Annotated in this window: 16 protein-coding genes and 1 riboswitch; of the genes, 13 read left to right on the top strand and 3 right to left on the bottom strand. The window is 37.8% G+C overall.

The annotated features are described in order from the left end of the window. Positions 1–265 precede the first annotated feature (265 nt). Positions 266–874, bottom strand: a complete 609-nt coding sequence (locus ACG9ZL_RS14590) for a biliverdin-producing heme oxygenase (RefSeq protein WP_336954068.1) — start codon at positions 872–874, stop codon at positions 266–268. Positions 875–1,031: 157 nt separating this feature from the next. On the opposite strand from ACG9ZL_RS14590, the gene ACG9ZL_RS14585 reads away from it, so the two are divergent. The 7 genes from ACG9ZL_RS14585 (at position 1,032) to ACG9ZL_RS14555 (ending at position 7,761) form a co-directional block, all read left to right on the top strand. Continuing rightward, the gene (locus ACG9ZL_RS14585; protein ID WP_336954066.1) at positions 1,032–1,580 is read left to right on the top strand and encodes a sigma-70 family RNA polymerase sigma factor; all 549 of its coding nucleotides are present in this window, start codon (positions 1,032–1,034) and stop codon (positions 1,578–1,580) included. Continuing rightward, the gene (locus ACG9ZL_RS14580; RefSeq protein WP_419360540.1) at positions 1,570–1,791 is read left to right on the top strand and encodes a hypothetical protein; all 222 of its coding nucleotides are present in this window, start codon (positions 1,570–1,572) and stop codon (positions 1,789–1,791) included. The genes ACG9ZL_RS14585 and ACG9ZL_RS14580 overlap by 11 nt, the downstream gene beginning before the upstream one ends. Then, the gene (locus ACG9ZL_RS14575; RefSeq protein WP_419360539.1) at positions 1,788–2,552 is read left to right on the top strand and encodes a FecR family protein; all 765 of its coding nucleotides are present in this window, start codon (positions 1,788–1,790) and stop codon (positions 2,550–2,552) included. The genes ACG9ZL_RS14580 and ACG9ZL_RS14575 overlap by 4 nt, the downstream gene beginning before the upstream one ends. Before the next feature lie 465 nt (positions 2,553–3,017). Beyond that, on the top strand, positions 3,018–3,620 hold the full coding sequence (locus ACG9ZL_RS14570) for a fimbrial protein (protein ID WP_419360538.1): 603 nt from the start codon (positions 3,018–3,020) through the stop codon (positions 3,618–3,620). An 88-nt stretch (positions 3,621–3,708) separates the two neighbouring features. Beyond that, complete coding sequence (locus ACG9ZL_RS14565) at positions 3,709–4,305, top strand: fimbrial protein (RefSeq protein WP_419360536.1); 597 nt, start codon at positions 3,709–3,711, stop codon at positions 4,303–4,305. A gap of 86 nt (positions 4,306–4,391) precedes the next feature. Beyond that, positions 4,392–4,988: a fimbrial protein gene (locus ACG9ZL_RS14560; protein WP_336954062.1), complete on the top strand. Its 597-nt coding sequence runs from the start codon at positions 4,392–4,394 to the stop codon at positions 4,986–4,988. Positions 4,989–5,172: 184 nt separating this feature from the next. After that, entirely contained in the window at positions 5,173–7,761 is a 2,589-nt protein-coding gene (locus ACG9ZL_RS14555; protein ID WP_419360534.1) for a TonB-dependent hemoglobin/transferrin/lactoferrin family receptor, read from the top strand. 261 nt (positions 7,762–8,022) lie between these two features. On the opposite strand, the gene ACG9ZL_RS14550 is transcribed toward ACG9ZL_RS14555, so the two are convergent. Further along, entirely contained in the window at positions 8,023–8,841 is an 819-nt protein-coding gene (locus ACG9ZL_RS14550) for a sulfite exporter TauE/SafE family protein (protein ID WP_419360532.1), read from the bottom strand. 96 nt (positions 8,842–8,937) lie between these two features. On the opposite strand from ACG9ZL_RS14550, the gene ACG9ZL_RS14545 reads away from it, so the two are divergent. The 3 genes from ACG9ZL_RS14545 to ACG9ZL_RS14535 all read left to right on the top strand — a co-directional run bounded on the left by ACG9ZL_RS14545 (position 8,938) and on the right by ACG9ZL_RS14535 (position 13,800). After that, entirely contained in the window at positions 8,938–9,717 is a 780-nt protein-coding gene (locus ACG9ZL_RS14545; RefSeq protein ID WP_419360530.1) for an AraC family transcriptional regulator, read from the top strand. Between the two features lie 211 nt (positions 9,718–9,928). After that, entirely contained in the window at positions 9,929–12,031 is a 2,103-nt protein-coding gene (locus tag ACG9ZL_RS14540) for a TonB-dependent siderophore receptor (RefSeq protein WP_336954058.1), read from the top strand. A gap of 380 nt (positions 12,032–12,411) precedes the next feature. Next, entirely contained in the window at positions 12,412–13,800 is a 1,389-nt protein-coding gene (locus ACG9ZL_RS14535; protein WP_419360529.1) for a methylenetetrahydrofolate reductase C-terminal domain-containing protein, read from the top strand. 22 nt (positions 13,801–13,822) lie between these two features. On the opposite strand, the gene ACG9ZL_RS14530 is transcribed toward ACG9ZL_RS14535, so the two are convergent. After that, positions 13,823–14,485 (bottom strand): epoxyqueuosine reductase QueH, encoded by a 663-nt coding sequence (locus tag ACG9ZL_RS14530; protein ID WP_419327826.1) that lies wholly within the window; start codon positions 14,483–14,485, stop codon positions 13,823–13,825. A 377-nt stretch (positions 14,486–14,862) separates the two neighbouring features. Here ACG9ZL_RS14530 and ACG9ZL_RS14525 point away from each other — a divergent pair, with 377 nt between their 5' ends. From ACG9ZL_RS14525 to ACG9ZL_RS14515, 3 genes are all read left to right on the top strand, one after another. Continuing rightward, positions 14,863–15,777, top strand: a complete 915-nt coding sequence (locus ACG9ZL_RS14525; RefSeq protein WP_336954055.1) for a LysR family transcriptional regulator — start codon at positions 14,863–14,865, stop codon at positions 15,775–15,777. Between the two features lie 466 nt (positions 15,778–16,243). Next, a riboswitch (guanidine-I (ykkC/yxkD leader) is annotated at positions 16,244–16,345 on the top strand. 30 nt (positions 16,346–16,375) lie between these two features. Further along, on the top strand, positions 16,376–17,131 hold the full coding sequence (locus tag ACG9ZL_RS14520; protein WP_419360527.1) for an urea amidolyase associated protein UAAP1: 756 nt from the start codon (positions 16,376–16,378) through the stop codon (positions 17,129–17,131). An 11-nt stretch (positions 17,132–17,142) separates the two neighbouring features. Continuing rightward, on the top strand, positions 17,143–17,811 hold the full coding sequence (locus ACG9ZL_RS14515; RefSeq protein WP_419312842.1) for an urea amidolyase associated protein UAAP2: 669 nt from the start codon (positions 17,143–17,145) through the stop codon (positions 17,809–17,811). The last annotated feature ends 1 nt before the right edge of the window (position 17,812 follow it).

Raw genomic sequence — 17,812 nt, 5'->3', positions numbered from 1 at the left:
GTTAAATCGTTTTGGTCTTGTTGCTGAAGAAACTAGAGCCTTAATGGAAGCAACATCCGTCTATCATGAAATGTTAGCTCAATTTTTATTTGATTTACTCTCGAAGGGAGAAGGGACTTTCAATACCAATACGATTCACGCCATATAATCATATTTTTATTTATGAAAGATCTATTGTTTATGCCAATCAAATTTAAACTTTTCACTGTAATAGGTGGCTGTACAAGCTTCTACCATCAGATCAATTCACTGTTCTGCAACAGAACTAATGAAGTTGTTCTAAATTGATTAACGCATTGCCAAAATATTCAAATGCATCAAGCGCACCTTGAATAACTTCATCTTTCTGGCTTGGGCTGAGTCGAGCTTGATCTAGAGCTTGAACAAATCGTTTCCAAACCTTAGCTCGCCCTTCAGGATAAGCAGACAAATTGCGAGCGCCTTTTTCCGCACTGAGCCCTAAATGTTGCTGAGCTTGTTTAAATAAAAATGCAGCTCCCAATGTTGATCCTTCTGAAACGTAAATCCAACCTAGGGCAGCAGGGAAAGTCACATTTAAGCTTTCTAAAGTTTGACCTTGAGGCTGAATACCTAAATCTTGCAGATCGAGTAACGCCTGAGCAGAGCGGCCACGAATATCAATATCAGTTATATATGAAGCTACTTGATCTTGTTGAAATAAATGTTCGATTTCTAATTGAAAATAATACTGAGACAATGTGAATAAAGCATATTTTTCTAAACTTGAAAATACATCTGCTTGTGCCATCAGCTTATGCATTCTTTCATGCTCATCTGCAGTTTGTAATTTTAGACGCATTGACAAACTAAGTTGTTGCTGAGCGTTTGGTTCATTGATCAGTGCTTGATTCATTCCATTCTCTGATTTAAAAGGCGGTATATAAGAGATGACGAATGGAAGGAGAAAAACATGCAAAAGACCTTACAAAAAAAGTTCCTTCAGAGAGCATTTACAAATCATGGAATGTAAACGATAATTATTATTGTTTAGGGTTTTTAAATTTAATTTTATGGTTCCAATTCTCCCCACACCCTCACGGCAGCAGATATTGCAAGACATGTATTTGGATCATCATGATTGGTTGAGACACTGGTTGAACTCGCGAGTCCGCTATCCCTTTACTGCAGCGGATTTGGTTCAAGATACTTTTGTAAAATTGCTACAAACTCAACAGCTTTTTTCTATTCAAGAACCGCGTGCATATTTGGTGAATGTTGCTAAACACTTACTTATTGATAAACATCGTCGTTATATTTTAGAGCAGAATTATTTAGAAACCCTAAAACAGCATGCTGATGATCAGGATATTTTATTATCTTCAAATCAAATTGAAGAAGCAGTACTCATCTTAGATTTTCTCACTGTTGCTTTGCAGGGTACGACAGCACTGACTCGAAAAGCTTTTATTATGTATTACTTTGAAGGTTATAGTCAGAGTGAAATTGCGACTGAGATTGGTAAATCTTTACGCACGACACAGCTATATTTAGCTGACTGTTTACAGTTATGTTATGAGGCGAAAAACAATCTGCTTGAGCTAGAGCAAGATGAACGCTAAACAACTACAAAAAGAGATGGCTTTATGGATTGTTCGTTTAAATACCGATAATTTACATGAACGTCAACAAGCTCAAATCGAGTTTGAAGCGTGGAGAAACAAGTACCCTGAACATCATGATCAACTCGATCAAATGCTTAGTTTCTCACAAACGATGCAGCAATTTTCAACAACACATGGCATATCTAGCCAAGTGTTCGAAATTCAATGAAACTCAGCCAGCAAAGTAAAAAACATATTTTACAAATGCTGAGTAAAACCTTGCTGTTCTTTGTAGGGGTAGGCGGTGTAATCTATTTAGCCAGTGATTCAACGATGCTGTCGTACCATACTGCTGATTTTAAAACTGAAGTTGGCCAAATACATTCAATCACCTTGCAAGATGGTTCCAAAGTGACTTTAGGTGCAAAATCTGCAATTAAACTAGATTTTAGTTCTGAAAAACGACAAATCAATTTAGTTCAAGGGGACATGTATATTGATGTTGCCAAAGACCCTCAACGACCGTTAATCATTCATACACCTCAAGCAGATTTTAAAGCGCTCGGTACTCGATTTATCGTTTATCAATACTCAAACAGCAGCGTGTTAAATATGCTGCATTCTAAAGTTGAAACTCGTTCCTTGGGCAAGGATCATCAATCAAAAGTAGTCAAGCAGGGTGAAAAAATTACCGCTAATCCACTTGGTTTGAGTCCAATATCTAAACTTGATATTGCATCGACAGAGTTTGCTTGGGATAAGCATCAGATATTGGCAGATCAACTTCCTTTGCCTGATTTACTCACAAACTTAAGTCGTTATCATCATCAATATTTAATTTTTAATCACTCTACTTTAAAAGATTATAAAGTCAGTGGTGTGATTAATGCGCAACAGGATTTAGATCAAACCCTGCGTTTATTGGTTAGTCATTATCCAATTAAAATTACTAAACTTGGTAATTATGTGATTTATATTACTTCAAAATAACAAAAATGTTATTTTAGCCTAATTTAATAGAGTTTTTTTAAATAATTTATTTATGTTTGGTTATATTTTTAGATCATTAAATTCTGTTTTAAAATAAAATATTGATTATAACTTTATTGATTTAATTTATAAGTTATTGAATAAAAACAATTAAAATAATTTATTTATTTTTTTAATGTATGTGCATGATAAAAAGTTAACTTGGGAGATATTGTGGTGAGAATATATTGTTGTGGGGGTGGTGGTTTTTTAAAAATTGGTTGAAATTTAAAATAAAAATAAATTTTGAATAGCTGGATTTTAAAACAAGTTTATGCTTAAAATAAACAGATTTTAAAATAAATAGGCAATTTAAATAAATGGAAGCAGGGGGTGTATATATTTAAATGTGTTTGTTTATGTGGGGTTTATTTTTTTGTAATTTGGATAAAGTAATATTGTTTTAAACTTCATGAGGTTAATTCTATGAAGAGACTTATTCTCCCCATATTGAGTGTTTGGACTTTAAGTTTGGGAAGTAATAGTGTGTTTGCTGTCAACGGGAAAATTACGGTAAATGGTGCTGTGACTGACGGAACGTGTACGATCCAACCTCAACTTGGTGTGGGATCTGGCATTAAGGATATTATTATTCCGTTGAAGGCTATCACTAAATCAAGCTTTACACCTACAAATACAAGTCAAGGCTCCACAAATTTTTTTCTGTTCTTGGTAAATGGTACGGGCGCGTACTGTGATGTGGCACATAATAAATCCTTTAAGGGTATCCATCTCACTCCAATTTCTGCAACTGACTTGGATGCAATGGATAAGACTTTATTGGTCAATAAAGCTACAGGTGCAAGCGGTGCTTCTGTTAAAAATCCTGTTTTTATTCAAATGTTCGCGGATCATAGAAATGTTGTGGATTTTACTGCACCGTGGGGAGTTCAGGCAAAAAGTATGATTTATGGCGATAAGGAAGATTTCTCTTTCGTAAGTTATCAAGTTGAGTATGTTTCTAAAACTGGAATTGTCGATGCTCAAAATGTCACAGCGACTGTAAATTATAACATTCACTATAATTAATTTTTGTCTGATGATTTCAACAGGGAACAATATGTTTGTTGTTGATTAAGCCAGTTAAAAATAATTATAACTTCGTAAGGTTAATTCAATGAAGAAACTTACTCTACCCCCGTTGGCTATTTGGGCTTTACTTTTGGTAAGTGGTCATGTGTTTGCTGTAGATGGAAAAATTACAGTGAATGGTGTCGTGGTTGACCAAACCTGTACATTACAAGCTTACAATGTAATGGCAAGTGGTAAGAAAGATCTAACAATGCACTTACAAGATGTACCTAAATCTGGGTTTGCTCCCAGTACCCCACAGCAAGCTGGTGCATATTTTTTTGCAAAGTTAACAAATTCTGCGGGTGGTAAATGTGATGCAGCAACAACTAAAGCTTTTAAAGGTATCCATCTCCGTGCAATTTCAGCAACAGACTTAGATGAAACGGATAAGACCTTATTGGTCAATCAAGCTATAGGCGCCTCTGCTACAAATCCTATATTTATTCGACTAACCACTTGGCAGGGAGCAGCTGTCGACCTTTCTGCACCTTGGGGAACTCAGGCGTACTCTCCAGCAACCACGCCTATTCCGCAGCAAGATACAATTATAAATTATCTTGTTACGTATGTTTCCAAGACTGGGATTGTCGATGCTCAAAGTGTCACAGCGACTGTAAATTATAACATTCATTATAATTAATTTTTGTCTGATGGTTTCAACAGGGAACAGTATGTTTGTTGTTGATAAAGCAGTTAAAAATAATACAACTTCGTAAGGTGAATTCAATGAAGAAATTTACTCTACCTACATTGGCTATGTGGGCTTTACTTTTGGCAAGTAGTCATGTGTTTGCTGTAGATGGAAAAATTACAGTGAATGGTGCTGTGACTGATGGAACATGTACTTTACGACCTACTAAAATTCATCCAGGAACTGGCATGAAAAATATAATTATTCCGATGGCCGCTGTGCCTAAATCAAGCTTTACTGCTACAAATACGTTACAAGGGCGCACAAATATTTTTCTGGACTTAGTAAATGGTGCGGGTGATTACTGTGATGAGGCACAAAATATAGCCTTTAAAGGTATTCATCTCAGTCCAATTTCAGCAACTGACTTAGATGAATCGGATAAGACTTTGTTGATCAATAAAGCCACAGGTGCTTCTGTTAAAAACCCTGTTTTTATTCAATTAAGTGTTTCGGGTGGCAATGTACCTGTGAATCTTTCTCAGCCCTGGAATACTCAGGGAAGAAACGCTGTTTATGGCCATAGTCAGGCCGTCCACGTAAGTTATCAAGTCAACTATATTTCCAAAACAGGGATTGTCGATGCTCAGAATGTCACAGCGAGAGTAAATTATACATTGCACTATAATTAATTTTTGTCTGATGGTTTCAACAGGGAATAGTTTGTTTGTTGCAGATTGAGAAAATTAAATAAAACTGCAGTTCATTGCGGTTTTTTTCTGTCTGCTTCGTCATATAACTTAGAACGCATGAAAACACAGATTATTTTAACTGAATGAAGTTAATGATTATCATTTAACCTTGGGTGAGTAAAGAATGTCTCAATCTTTATATCAGACAGCAATAAAGCCTGTTGCTTTGGCTGTTGCAATCGCACTTTCTATGGGTGCAATGAGTATGCAAACGCATGCAAATAACACTTTACCAGTAACTTTTTATCAAGTGCAAAGCGGTTCACTTACCCAAGCTTTAAATAGTTTGGCACAGCAAGCCAACGTATCTTTATTATTAGATCCAGAAAAAACTAATCGTTATCGGGTGAAGACGATTCAGGGTAAATATAGCTTAGACCAGTTTTTTGCGTTATTGGTGCAAAATACGCCATTTCAGATTCAAAAAACCTCAGCAGGTTATCTGTTAGTTGAAAAGCCCGTTACTGTACAAATCCCAGTAGTTAATACAGCGAATACAACAACAGGAAAAACAACAAGTTCAAATGCCCGTACTGATGAAAACCAAATTTATCAGATGACACCGATTGTGGTAGAAGCCATAAAAAAAGACACTATACAATTTGGCCAAAGCGTACTGAATCAAAAGGCGATTGATCGTTATCAGGCAAATAATGTTGCACAATTACTGGATCATATGCCCAGTGTTGGTTCAGCCGGATCTCCACGCCCGGGGGGGCAAACGATTAATATTTTAGGGATGGGTGGTGTAGCAGATGTTCCCATTACCTTAGACGATTCTGTTAAAACGTTTGACAAATATCGACAGGGTTCAGTCTTTATTGAGCCAGAAATTTTAAAGAAAATCACGGTGGATAAAGGACCGCATAATGTTGAAGTCGGAAATGGCGGTTTTGGCGGTAAGGTCACACTTGAAACCAAAGATGCCACTGATCTACTGGACGCTGATAAAAATATTGGTGCATTTTTAAAATATTCACGTTTTTCCAATAACAGCCAAAATACTTATACTGGTGCAGTATATGGTAAAGCAGAGAATGGATTGGTCGATGGTCTGTTTTACTATACCAATCGCGATAGTGGAAATGTAAAGCGCCCAGATGGCAGTCAGTTTTTATATTCTGGGCAAGAGCAAGAAACCTATTTAGCCAAACTGAATTTTTATCCAGCAGATGGTCATAAAATTTCTTTAAATGCGATGCAAAGTGGGCATGAGGGCTGGGAACCTTTTGCTGCTATGCGTGATCAGGATGCAGTACCAACTGAAGCAGATATTGCCAAATATGGCTATGAAGAGGCTTGGAAGCGCCGTTTGGTGGATCGTGATCAAGAAGATACCAGTTACTCAGCAAGTTATGAGTTCAACCCTGACGCTAATCCATATCTAAATTTAAAAGCGGTCGCATCCTATTCAAAGACTTATCAGCATGATCAACGCTTGCCAAGTGTAAACGGTTCAGCGGCACTGTTAGGCAACGAAAGTTGGGTGACTTATACCAATACTGCATTGAAAATAAATAATATCAGCGACATTCCAACAAATTTGGGGACGCATAAATTAAAAGTTGGCGCGCAATATCAGAAAATGGAACAAAATTCGCTGATATATGACAAGAACAATGCCAAAAAGCCAGATTATAATTTTGGTTATTACGAACCGAACTATATGCCTGCTGGCGATCAACAAATGCTCAGTGCATTTGTTGAAGATCAATATCAGATTAATAATTTCGTCATTACACCATCGCTACGCTATGATCATATCGAAAATAACGGCAAGCCAAATCGTGCATCACGATTTAATGATCCAACTGCTGGACATGATTATTCTAGTAAAACTTATACTGGCTGGTCTCCACGTTTAGCGATGTCTTGGAAACAGGCGGACTATATGACTTGGTTTGCAAATGTGAGTAAAACTTGGCGTGCGCCTCGTGTTGATGAACAATATTATGTGCAATCCGCAGCGACCACTGTTCCCTCGACTAGTCGTTATCTACTGCCTGAAAAAATGTTGGCGATTCGTGTCGGAAATGAGATGAATTTTGATGATGTGTTTAGCAATGAAGATCATCTGCAAGTTCGTTTAACTTATCATCATAATCGGGGTAGTGATGAGATATTTCGTAATCGTTCAACATTCTGTCGAGCACAAGCAGAAAACAATACCAACAATGGCTCGGGTAGCGTAGCGGATTGTAAAGGCAACTATGATCATGGTTTTTATCGTAATGTGACTGATTACACCATCAAAGCCTATGAAGCCGAAGCCTTTTATAACCAGCCAACTTGGTTCGCAGGTTTAACTTATTCCTATATTCGCGGGCAACGTGATAATTCCCCGGTAAATCCATGGTTTGATCAAAAAACATGGATGACCAATATCCCACCGAAAAAAGCCACGGCGACTTTAGGGGTAAACGTGCCTGAACATTACTTAACTATGGGGTGGAGAGGGATATTTGTAGCTGCGCAAGACCGAAGCCTTTCTGACAATGATAAGTCAATTGCGGCATCTTCATTTTCATTACCTAAAACCAAAGGCTATTCACTACATAGTGTTTATGCAGACTGGCAGCCAATCGGTGCAAAAGGGCCTACGCTGAATTTCTCGATTGATAATTTATTTAATCGTGATTACAAAATGTATTTGGGTGAATATATGACAGGTACAGGTCGAGATTATAAGGTAAGTATTTCTCAGAAATTCTAATGTATCTGCACCAACCACACAAAATGAAAGAATGACATGGCGAAAAGTAAATTTAATTTAACCATTAAATTCACTTTTCGCTTTTTTTAATTAACTCATCAGCATAAATTTAAATCTCTAAAATCATATAATTTTGAGCACGAGGCGTTCGATTGCAACATCTATCAAATTTAACAGTTGCAGTGTTAAAACGATATATGGCTTGGTTTTCAGTTGGATTGTTAACAGGTAAGCATTAAGTCTTTAAGCTGCCAGTCTTGGTTATTGAAATAAAATACTGATCAAAACCAGCGTGAGTAATAGGATATAACCACGTTCATGCAGCTGATTAGACAATTTCCCTATCCACTTTATCGAAAGTTTCATGCCTAAAAAGCCCCCTATAATCAACGCAATTAAAGCAGGGTAATAAAAATAACCAATAAAATGCGTGCCTAAATGTTGGGGTTGAATGAATTGTCCAATGATCAAGGTGAAGCAACCTGCAAGCGCAACTGGCATACTCAAAGGATTGGCAAGGGCAACCGATGAAGACATATCCAAACCACAACGACGGAACAGGGGAACAGTCATCACACTGCCTCCGACACCCAAAGCAGCAGCTATCCCACCGATGAATATTCCGCCTAAGCCTTGCTCTGTTTTGGTGAGTAATCTTACTGTTTGAGCATTTGAGTGGGGCTGTCTGAATTGACGAATCAGACAATCAAAAATTGTAAAACACAAATAGAGTGCAAAAGCCCATTTTAACAGATGTGATGAAGTATTCAGGGCGATCAAAGTGCCTAAAATTGCACCAGCAGCAATCCAATAAGCGATGGGGAATAAGTACTGCGTGTGTATTTTTCGCTGTTTATATTGCTGATAGCTTGCCAATCCTGAGTTGATCACCATCAATAACAATGAGGTGGCAACAGCACTTTTAAAAGCTAAATCATAGGCGGTAGAATGAATTGGATATTGCATACGGATTGTCGAATAAACCAAGGGAACCACCACAAAGCCCCCAGCAAAACCAAATAATATGGTGAGTATGCCACTGACAAATCCTGCAACCAATAAAATAAGATAGAGGTCCATAAGCATAGATCTTTGAAAATAAATACCAGTTTAAGGATTTCCCAATCAGTAAAATTTGTTATATTCCGCATTTAATTACTCAAATCAGACACAGATATGAAACAAATCTCGATTCATAGTGTTGAGCATTTAAAACATAAAATGATTGCGATAGAAACGCAGTACGCTGAGTACTATGTGTTGAAGATGCACAGCCATAAACGAGCACAATTACTCTATGCAGCTCAGGGCGTGATGCATGTTGAAACACCACAAGGAAACTGGATCATTCCTCCAGAAAGGGCAGTTTGGATTCCACCACAAGTTCCGCATCAATTGACTTTGTTTAATGTTAAAACCTGTAGTTTGTATATTCTTCCTGAATACGTCCCTAGGCAGATTGAATGCTGTGAAGTTCTGTCAATTTCGCCTTTGCTTCGACAATTACTCTTAAAAGCACCAGAGTTAAATGAACCGCTTTCAAGACATGATGAGCTGATTCAAGAATTGATTTTAACCGAGCTGGAAATTTCTGAAACAATTGAACTGCATTTACCTTTACCAGAAGATAAAGCCATGTTAGAAATTTGCCAAAAGTTCTTAAAGCAGCCAAATATTCATTTATCACCTGAAGAAATTGCGATACAACTTTATATCAGCGAACGGCATTTTAGTCGGCTGTTTAAAAGTGAAGTCGGGATGTCTTTTTCAAAATGGCGACAACATGCTTGTGTACTGTTAAGTCTTGAAAAATTGCTCCAAAATCAGCCGATCCAGAAAATTGCTTATGATTTTGGCTTTAAAAATCCTGCTGCATTCACCACCATGTTTCACCGAGTTCTAGGTTTAAGCCCGACTCAATATATGGGGCATCTGCAAAATAAAACATCTAGATAAACTGTATTTTTGATTTTTGACTGAACGTTATAAAAATAAGCCTAACTTATCAGTGACCTGATTGATACAGTCGAATCATTAGAAAAAACACGTTTTATTTAAAGCATGTTGCTTTTCAAACATATATCAGTGAAAGGAAAGTGTAAAAAATAGTGATAAATATAAATGAAAATGATTATAATTATGCTTCAAGTTTTTAGGTCATTGTTTAATGCAGTTTAATAAATCCTCCCTCGCATTTTCAGTTTTTGCCATCATGCTATCCACCGCTCATGCTGAGTCAGAATCAGAGATAACGCAAAATGCTGTAAGCAATAAATTGCCAACAATTACCGTACAAGCAGACAGTGATAAAAAAGCCTATGCAGCAAAAACAGCAAGCGCGGTATTGCGATCTAAAGCACCTTTATTTGAAACAGCTCAGTCGATTAGTGCGATCACCAATCAGCAAATTGAACAAAAGCAAGCAAAAACAGTAGCAGAAGCTTTAGAAGGTGTGGCAGGCGTGACCTCTGGTCAATATGGACGAAGAGGCTGGGATGACTTTATTATTCGTGGACAAATATCCAGTTCACAAACTTATATTGATGGGTTGCGTATCCAAGCATCGGATAATGTTTTACGAGCGGAAGATATTTCAGGCTTGGAGTCTATTGAAGTGGTCAAAGGGCCAACCTCAGTTGGTTTTGGTTTGGCGCTGCCAGGGGGCTTAGTCAATTTAACCACCAAACGACCACAAGCAGAAACCGCTTACAAAGGCACATTAAGTTATGGAAGCTATGCTTTAAAAGAAGGTACATTTGACCTAAATTATGCCCCTGACAATCGTGCAAAAGGCGCTTTTCGTATTGTAGGACGGGTCTCTGATCAAGATGACCCGACTGACCATGTTTATTTTAAAAATCAATATATTGCTCCATCTTACAATTTTGATCTAGGCGATAAAGATGATTTATCCGTCATTGCCAGTTATCAACACCGTGAATACATCCGTCAACAGGGCATTCCTTATAGCAAAGGCGATTATAAAAAATACCCTTCAAGTCTATTCTTTGGTGAACCTGATCATGGTTATGATATCGATGTTTATCGTCTTGGTGCAAATTATGCGCACTACTTTGACAATAATTGGGTATTTAAACAAAACTTTGCGGTTACCAAAACTGATACCCAAGGCAATCCGATATTGGCATCAGGTACAAACACACTGCCAATCATTAAACGCGCTGTAAATAATCAAGATAAGCAAGATACCAACTATACCTTGGACAGCAACCTGCAACGTAATTTTGATTTTGGAAAGATCAATTACGATGTGATGGTGGGTATCGATATGATGCGAGAGCGCAGTGATTACTATCGTAGAAACGATACCATCAATTCTTTTAATTCTGACCATCCAGCCTATGGAATTACCAGTACCAAATTGGGGACGCCAACACAACAATTGACCTATAGCCAATTTACGGGTCTCTATCTACGCAATACAATTAAAGTAGATGACCACTGGATTATCGGATTGTCTGGTCGACATGATTGGACTCAGGTTGAAATTGACGATGTATTAAAAAATAGCAACAGCAAAAACTCTGACAATGCTTTTACGGGCAGTGCATCTGTGATGTATCGTATCAATGATATGTTTGCACCATATATCAGTTATTCGACCTCATTTATGCCTGTAACAGATGCTGGAGAAAATGGTCAATTGCTGAATCCTGAAGAGGGTAAACAGACCGAAGTCGGGGTTAAGTTACAAGCACTGGATCAGCGTCTACAAGGTTATATTGCCTATTATGATCTAACCCGTAAAAATGTAACTGAAACAGATATCTCTCAAAAATTTTCAATCCAAACAGGTGAGCAAGTTACCAAAGGTTTTGAAGCAGAAATCGCAGCGGCATTAACCGATCAATGGAATGCCACAGCAACCTATAGCTATATCCCAACAGCAAAAGTCACTGAAAGTGTGATTGCCAGTGATATTGGCAAACGGACCAATCATGTAGCTAAAAATGCCAGTTCGTTATCCACCCAGTATTATTTTAGCCCAGATAAATTAGGTTGGAACATCGGTGCTGGAATTCGTTATCAAGGTTCTAGAACAGCACAGCGCAATACGGATTTTGTCTATTTACCAAGTTATACCTTATTTGATGTAAATGCGGGTTACGAAGCCAAGAATTGGGGCGCAGGTTTAACAATTAAAAACTTATTTGATCGAGAGTATCTGGCAGGGACCACACCCAATGCACAATTGGTCAATTGGGGAGATCCTATGATGGTTCGTCTGAATGTAAAATTTAAATATTAACAGTAGCTTAGTTTAGATGTTGTTTTCACTATTTGAATTTAATGCTCAGACCTAAGTTTTATGGGTATTGGAAACAATACCCGCTTTTTTCAGTATAAAAAAGTTGGAATTAAAGATACTCGGATTTATTAGAATAATGGCTAATCGAGTGAAAACCTTAAGATATTCAATTTAGAACAACACTATGTCTAATTTCTACCATCGTAATAAAAACCATTGCTCCTATAGAGAAGTGATAAAAAAGCTTAAATTAAGATGCAATGAATGATGTCGATTATGCAGAGATCTGCTTGAAAAGCATTTTATGATTACAGCAATTCGATTTAAAACATTCTATAATTCAGGCCTATTTATTTTGCTGTATTTATCTAAATTTTTTTATGTCTCAGCTTTCCCAATACTTTGCTCAAAACAAATTTTGCTGTTTAGTAGAATATTTACCTTCGATGCAAGAGGTATTGCCTGTAGCAACACAACTGGCGGGCTTTCCTGTATGTATGACTTTGTCAGATCGAGTACGTTCAGATGACGATATTGCGCCTTTAATCGCTGCACAATCTTATCCGCAACAGATTGAAAAAGTATTACATTATGCAGGTAAAGGCCGAGATATTCATGATTTCAATCTGTTTTTAACGCAAGCCAAACAACACGGACAGCAAAATTTATTGTTACTGACTGGCGATAAGTTAAAACGACATCATGATGGACAAGGTAGCCACGCTCGAACACGCTATTTAGAATCGGTGAATGCGGTCATCGCTGCCAAACAACAGGGCGGCTTTCATATTGGCGTTGCTTTGAATCCGTTTAAATATAGCCAAGCAGAGAAACAAGCGCAGTATTTAAAATTACATAAAAAACTACAAGCAGGCGCTGATTATATTATTACCCAGTTGGGCTTTGACCTCGTGGCACTTAAACAAGCACATGAGTTTTTAATTGAAGAAAACTATACACAAAAAATTCTTGCTTGTGTGATGCCACTGACTTTAGCACGAGCGAAATTTATGCTTAAACATAATGTCGCAGGTATTGTGATTACACCACATATGCTTGAAGTATTGGCTCAAGAACATGATTCTGATCAAACTGAAAATACTTATTTACGTTGTGCTTTACAAATTTTGATTTGTCAGCATATTGGTTATGCTGGTGTGCATCTTTCTGCGTGCCATAAAGCCGATGAGCAAGCGATTTTAACTAGTTATATTGAACAGTATCGACATCTTGATCTTAAACAATGTGAACAATTATGGACTCAATTATGGCAGCTTAAAACGGGCAATGAATTACGCCCAGCTGCTGTAGAAAAGTCTAAGCTGAGTAATTTGCATCAGAAAGTGAAATATCAATTTTTAGATACTATTCACAGTACCATGTTTAATTCTAGTTTGGTCAAAGGGCTGGGTGCTTATATTTTTAGTGCGGGTTTTTGGAATAAAGCCCTTGCAGCAAAATTACTATTACAAGCGGAATATTTGAGTAAGCACTTTATTGTCGGGTGTGAGAGCTGTGGTCAGTGTCGGCTGGCTGAAACCTTATATATTTGCCCTGAAACTTGCCCTAAAGGTTTAGCAAATGGGCCATGCGGTGGCACACATTTAGACCGTTGTGAGTTTGGGGATCGAGAGTGTATACACTCTGTCAAAGCTCGATTGGCTGAAGAGGTCGATCAAATTCAGATATTAAAAAAACAGCTGATTCCAACTGTACCGATAGAAGTACGTGGAACCAGCTCTTGGAAAAACTGGTATGTGAAGCAGTGATAAAGGGACGAGTCTGAATAAATTAATTTTCCTCGTCCATCGCATTGGTATAAAACTTTTCACCTAATTTGATTCGGTCACGACCGTTTTTCATACGCCAGCGATTGGTATCTCGCAGTGAATAAACACAGCCACAGTATTCTTGTTGGTAAAATTCTTCACGTTTGCTGATTTCGATCATACGATGTGCACCGCCACTTTTACGCCAGTTATAATCCCAATATTCAATGTGTGGATAATGTGCGGCAGCTCGGATTCCACAGCCGTTAATTTGTTGCATATCTTTCCAACGCGATATGCCCAATGAACTGCTGATTAAACTAAATCCATGTTCGTGTGCGTAGAGTGCGGTTCTCTCAAAACGCATATCGAAACACATGGTACAGCGGATGCCTTTTTCAGGCTCATTTTCCATACCTTTGGCACGTTCAAACCAATTATCTGTATCGTAGTCACAGTCAATAAATGGAATATTATGCTTCTCAGCAAATCGAATATTTTCTTCCTTACGAATTAAATATTCTTTGACTGGATGAATATTCGGATTATAGAAAAAAATTGAAAAGTCGATGCCTGATTCAATTAAGCTTTCCATGACTTCACCTGAGCACGGCGCGCAACATGAATGCAGCAACAATTTGTCGTGGCCTTGGGGGAGTGTGAGCTTTTGGCGTTCCAGAGTCATGCTAAACAATATAAAAAAGGAATAATCTTCTATTGTAAAAGTTTTAAAGTCTTGTGGTGTTTGAATTCAATGAAATGTTTTCAGTCTAAGCTGAAAGTTTTTAAGGATGATATTTTAAAAAGCCAGATTTAGTTCATTCACAAAGAAACTTATATAGCTGTATAGATGAAGTATGCAACTGTACAATTTATTCATTCCAAAAATCGAGCGATTTAATTGTATGGATGAGTAAAAGTATCCTCATGTTTTACGTATCATTTAAAAATGAATAAAAATAACAAATTTTAAATTTAAGTGAAAATAATTAAACATAAATGCCATCAATCCGTTATGCTATAGCCAGATCACCTTTAACATATTAATTTGGTAATGATGGAATGTTAGAACTTCGACATCTAAAAACACTGACTGCTTTACGTGAACATGGTTCATTGGTTGCAGCAGCAGGAGATTTGTGTTTAACACCTTCTGCCTTATCACACCAGCTTCGAGAGTTAGATCAATGGTTTGGTGTCGAAGTGGTGAATCGTCGCTCACGTCCTGTGAGTTTTTCTAATGTTGGTCAACGCTTACTGAAACTTGCTGATGATATCTTACCACAAGTGCAAATTGCCCAGTCTGATATTACCCGTATTGTGCATGGGCAAACGGGACGAATCGTTTTCTCTTCTGAATGCCACAGTTGTTTTGATTGGCTTATGCCGTTGCTGAATCAGTATCGTCAGCAATACCCAGATGTAGATTTGGATTTTGCCTCAGGATTTGAAGCCAATCCGCATGAGTTATTACAAACCGGTGAATTTGATTTGTTAATTACAGCAGATCCAATTGCGCTAAAAGGGGTAGAGTATTTTCCAATTTTTGAATATGAATCGAGATTGGTGCTCTCAATCACGCATCCTTTAGCACGAATGAAACAAATTACGGTACAAGAGTTGGCTGAAGAAACCTTGGTGACCTATCCAGTGGATAAGCATCGACTGGATATCATGTCGAGATTATTTATTCCTGCCAATATTCAGCCAAAACATATTCGAACTACAGATTTAACTCAAATGTTGATTCAACTTGTGGCAAGTGGTCATGGTATCGCAGCACTGCCTGATTGGGTGGTCAATGAATATGAGCAGAAGGGCTGGGTGGTTTCTCGCCGTTTAGATTGTGTCGCGCCTGAAGGTTTACGTAGAACTTTATATGCAGGTTATCGTGTAGAAGAAAAAGAAAAAGATTATTTTGATGGTTTTCTTAAGCAACTGGATAAATTCTCGAAAAAAAGAGCAACGTATTATTAATGATTCATCCTGTAGCACCTGCTTGCTGAATACGATGAATCATTTTAACACGCGCTTACTCAGGCTGGTTTTGGCCTAAATGAGCGCGTGTTTTTTATCGGGTGTTTTCGCTATATCCCTGAATTAACTTCTTAAGCAGAATATGAGCAAAACAAAGCTTGGCTTTGTTTGCAGCGTAAGGTTTGCCATGCCCTAAGTCAACCTATCGACGAACCTAAATATTTTTGCGCCGTGTTGTTTCTATGACACGTTTTTTTAAAAAGGATTTTATTAGAGATGGCTTTCAATTAGAGACCGTTTTAATTTAGAACGGGTTTTTATTTAGCACATCGCCATTTTTTAGATCATTAATAACTCATTTTTGCTTTCTATGCCCTGAAATGCACTCTTATTGCACAAATTTGGTATTACTAAAGCCTAAAATCGTAATACCAAATTGGCACATCCTTTGCATCAAATAAAATTATAAAAAGTGATCTAGGGTTCCGATACTTGTCTAAAAGAGTATGTCTGGACCGAGAGTTCGCGGTTCGAAAGAACTACACGGAGGGATAAAAGCCCGGGAGGAAGTCAATAAACTATCCGAACAGGAGTGGCTATGCATACGACAAATTATCATGATCAACAGGTCATTTGGTCTGAAAAATTACCCGGTGGACATCACTGGTCAGGTCGCATTCCCAAAGGAAGCGTACTTCAATTTAAAGCTTTATCTGCCGATGCCAATGTCTCTTTATTTTGTGTGAATGCCCATGATCGACTTGAGCGTTTTAATATGCCAGATAGTTTAAAAGGGCAACATACTGCTTTTTTAACTCAAGGTCATGTGTTGTATTCCGATTTGGGACGGGTTATGGCCTCAATTATGTATGATGATCATGGCTGGAATGACGCTTTGTGTGGTCCAAGTCGTCCAGAACAAATCCAAGCTACTTTTGGAATAAAGACATTCCAAGATGCCCGAAATCAAATGATTCAAAATGGTTTAGATGGTTTGCTGGTTGAAATGAGTAAATATTCACTTGGGCAAATTGATCTCAGCGCAACAGTGAATTTATTTTCAAAAGTGACCCCAGATGATGTGGGTGCTTTGTCTTATATCCGCTCAGACAATACTGGGCAATTCATTGAGCTGCGTTTTGAAATGGATTGCTTTGTATTCTTATCGGCTGCACTGCATGGCTTAGATCATTCAGCGCAATATTCCCCTGCTGATATAGAAATGAGACTTTTTACTGCATTGCCCTTAACGGAAAACGATATTTGTCGAGACTCATGTCCGCAAAATCAACGTGCATTTGACAATAACCAGCGTTATTACGCGCTGAGTTCATCTAATAACACACGCATTTAAGGACAATCATCATGAGCATTTTAACGTCAATCGAAAAACCTATTTTAGATCAAGCCTTGTTAAATGAAGTTTGTCCTGCGGGTGAAGCATGGATGGGCGAAGTAAAAAAAGGCCAATATTTCCGTATTGTTGATTTAGAAGGCAATCAAGCCGTCGATACCTTATTTATGTCAGCAGAAAACCCAGCAGAACGTTATAGCGCAACAGATACTTTGGCCATTAATCAGCATGTTTACCTTGAAAAAGGGACAACCTTATACAGTAATTTAGGCCGCCCAATTGCAGTGATTGTCGATGATAACTGCGGTCGTCATGACACCTTAGGCGGTGCTTGTTCATGTGAAAGTAATACGGTTCGCTATGCACATGACACCTATCCGATGCACAGTTGCCGTAATAATTTTATGTATGCATTAGCCAAACATCCCATTGCACAAAAACATCAGTTAAACGTTCGGCACATCGGCCCCAATATTAATTTCTTTATGAATGTGCCTGTCAGCTCGGACGGACATTTAACCTTTGCTGATGGTATCTCTGCCGCTGGTAAATATGTCGAAATTCAAGCTGAGATGGATTTAATCGTACTGATTTCAAATTGCCCACAATTAAATAATCCGTGTAATGGCTATAACCCAACGAAAATTCAATTGCTGATACATAATGGTATGGGAGCATAAT

The organism is Acinetobacter legionensis (assembly GCF_048551735.1).
GTDB lineage: Bacteria > Pseudomonadota > Gammaproteobacteria > Pseudomonadales > Moraxellaceae > Acinetobacter.
This window is presented reverse-complemented; position numbering and strand designations above follow the sequence as displayed.

Bases quoted from the DNA above. Each gene is read 5' to 3' on its own strand.
- ACG9ZL_RS14590 (WP_336954068.1), bottom strand. From the start codon at position 874: ATGAATCAAGCACTGATCAATGAACCAAACGCTCAGCAACAACTTAGT.
- ACG9ZL_RS14585 (WP_336954066.1), top strand. From the start codon at position 1,032: ATGGTTCCAATTCTCCCCACACCCTCACGGCAGCAGATATTGCAAGAC.
- ACG9ZL_RS14580 (WP_419360540.1), top strand. From the start codon at position 1,570: ATGAACGCTAAACAACTACAAAAAGAGATGGCTTTATGGATTGTTCGT.
- ACG9ZL_RS14575 (WP_419360539.1), top strand. From the start codon at position 1,788: ATGAAACTCAGCCAGCAAAGTAAAAAACATATTTTACAAATGCTGAGT.
- ACG9ZL_RS14570 (WP_419360538.1), top strand. From the start codon at position 3,018: ATGAAGAGACTTATTCTCCCCATATTGAGTGTTTGGACTTTAAGTTTG.
- ACG9ZL_RS14565 (WP_419360536.1), top strand. From the start codon at position 3,709: ATGAAGAAACTTACTCTACCCCCGTTGGCTATTTGGGCTTTACTTTTG.
- ACG9ZL_RS14560 (WP_336954062.1), top strand. From the start codon at position 4,392: ATGAAGAAATTTACTCTACCTACATTGGCTATGTGGGCTTTACTTTTG.
- ACG9ZL_RS14555 (WP_419360534.1), top strand. From the start codon at position 5,173: ATGTCTCAATCTTTATATCAGACAGCAATAAAGCCTGTTGCTTTGGCT.
- ACG9ZL_RS14550 (WP_419360532.1), bottom strand. From the start codon at position 8,841: ATGGACCTCTATCTTATTTTATTGGTTGCAGGATTTGTCAGTGGCATA.
- ACG9ZL_RS14545 (WP_419360530.1), top strand. From the start codon at position 8,938: ATGAAACAAATCTCGATTCATAGTGTTGAGCATTTAAAACATAAAATG.
- ACG9ZL_RS14540 (WP_336954058.1), top strand. From the start codon at position 9,929: ATGCAGTTTAATAAATCCTCCCTCGCATTTTCAGTTTTTGCCATCATG.
- ACG9ZL_RS14535 (WP_419360529.1), top strand. From the start codon at position 12,412: ATGTCTCAGCTTTCCCAATACTTTGCTCAAAACAAATTTTGCTGTTTA.
- ACG9ZL_RS14530 (WP_419327826.1), bottom strand. From the start codon at position 14,485: ATGACTCTGGAACGCCAAAAGCTCACACTCCCCCAAGGCCACGACAAA.
- ACG9ZL_RS14525 (WP_336954055.1), top strand. From the start codon at position 14,863: ATGTTAGAACTTCGACATCTAAAAACACTGACTGCTTTACGTGAACAT.
- ACG9ZL_RS14520 (WP_419360527.1), top strand. From the start codon at position 16,376: ATGCATACGACAAATTATCATGATCAACAGGTCATTTGGTCTGAAAAA.
- ACG9ZL_RS14515 (WP_419312842.1), top strand. From the start codon at position 17,143: ATGAGCATTTTAACGTCAATCGAAAAACCTATTTTAGATCAAGCCTTG.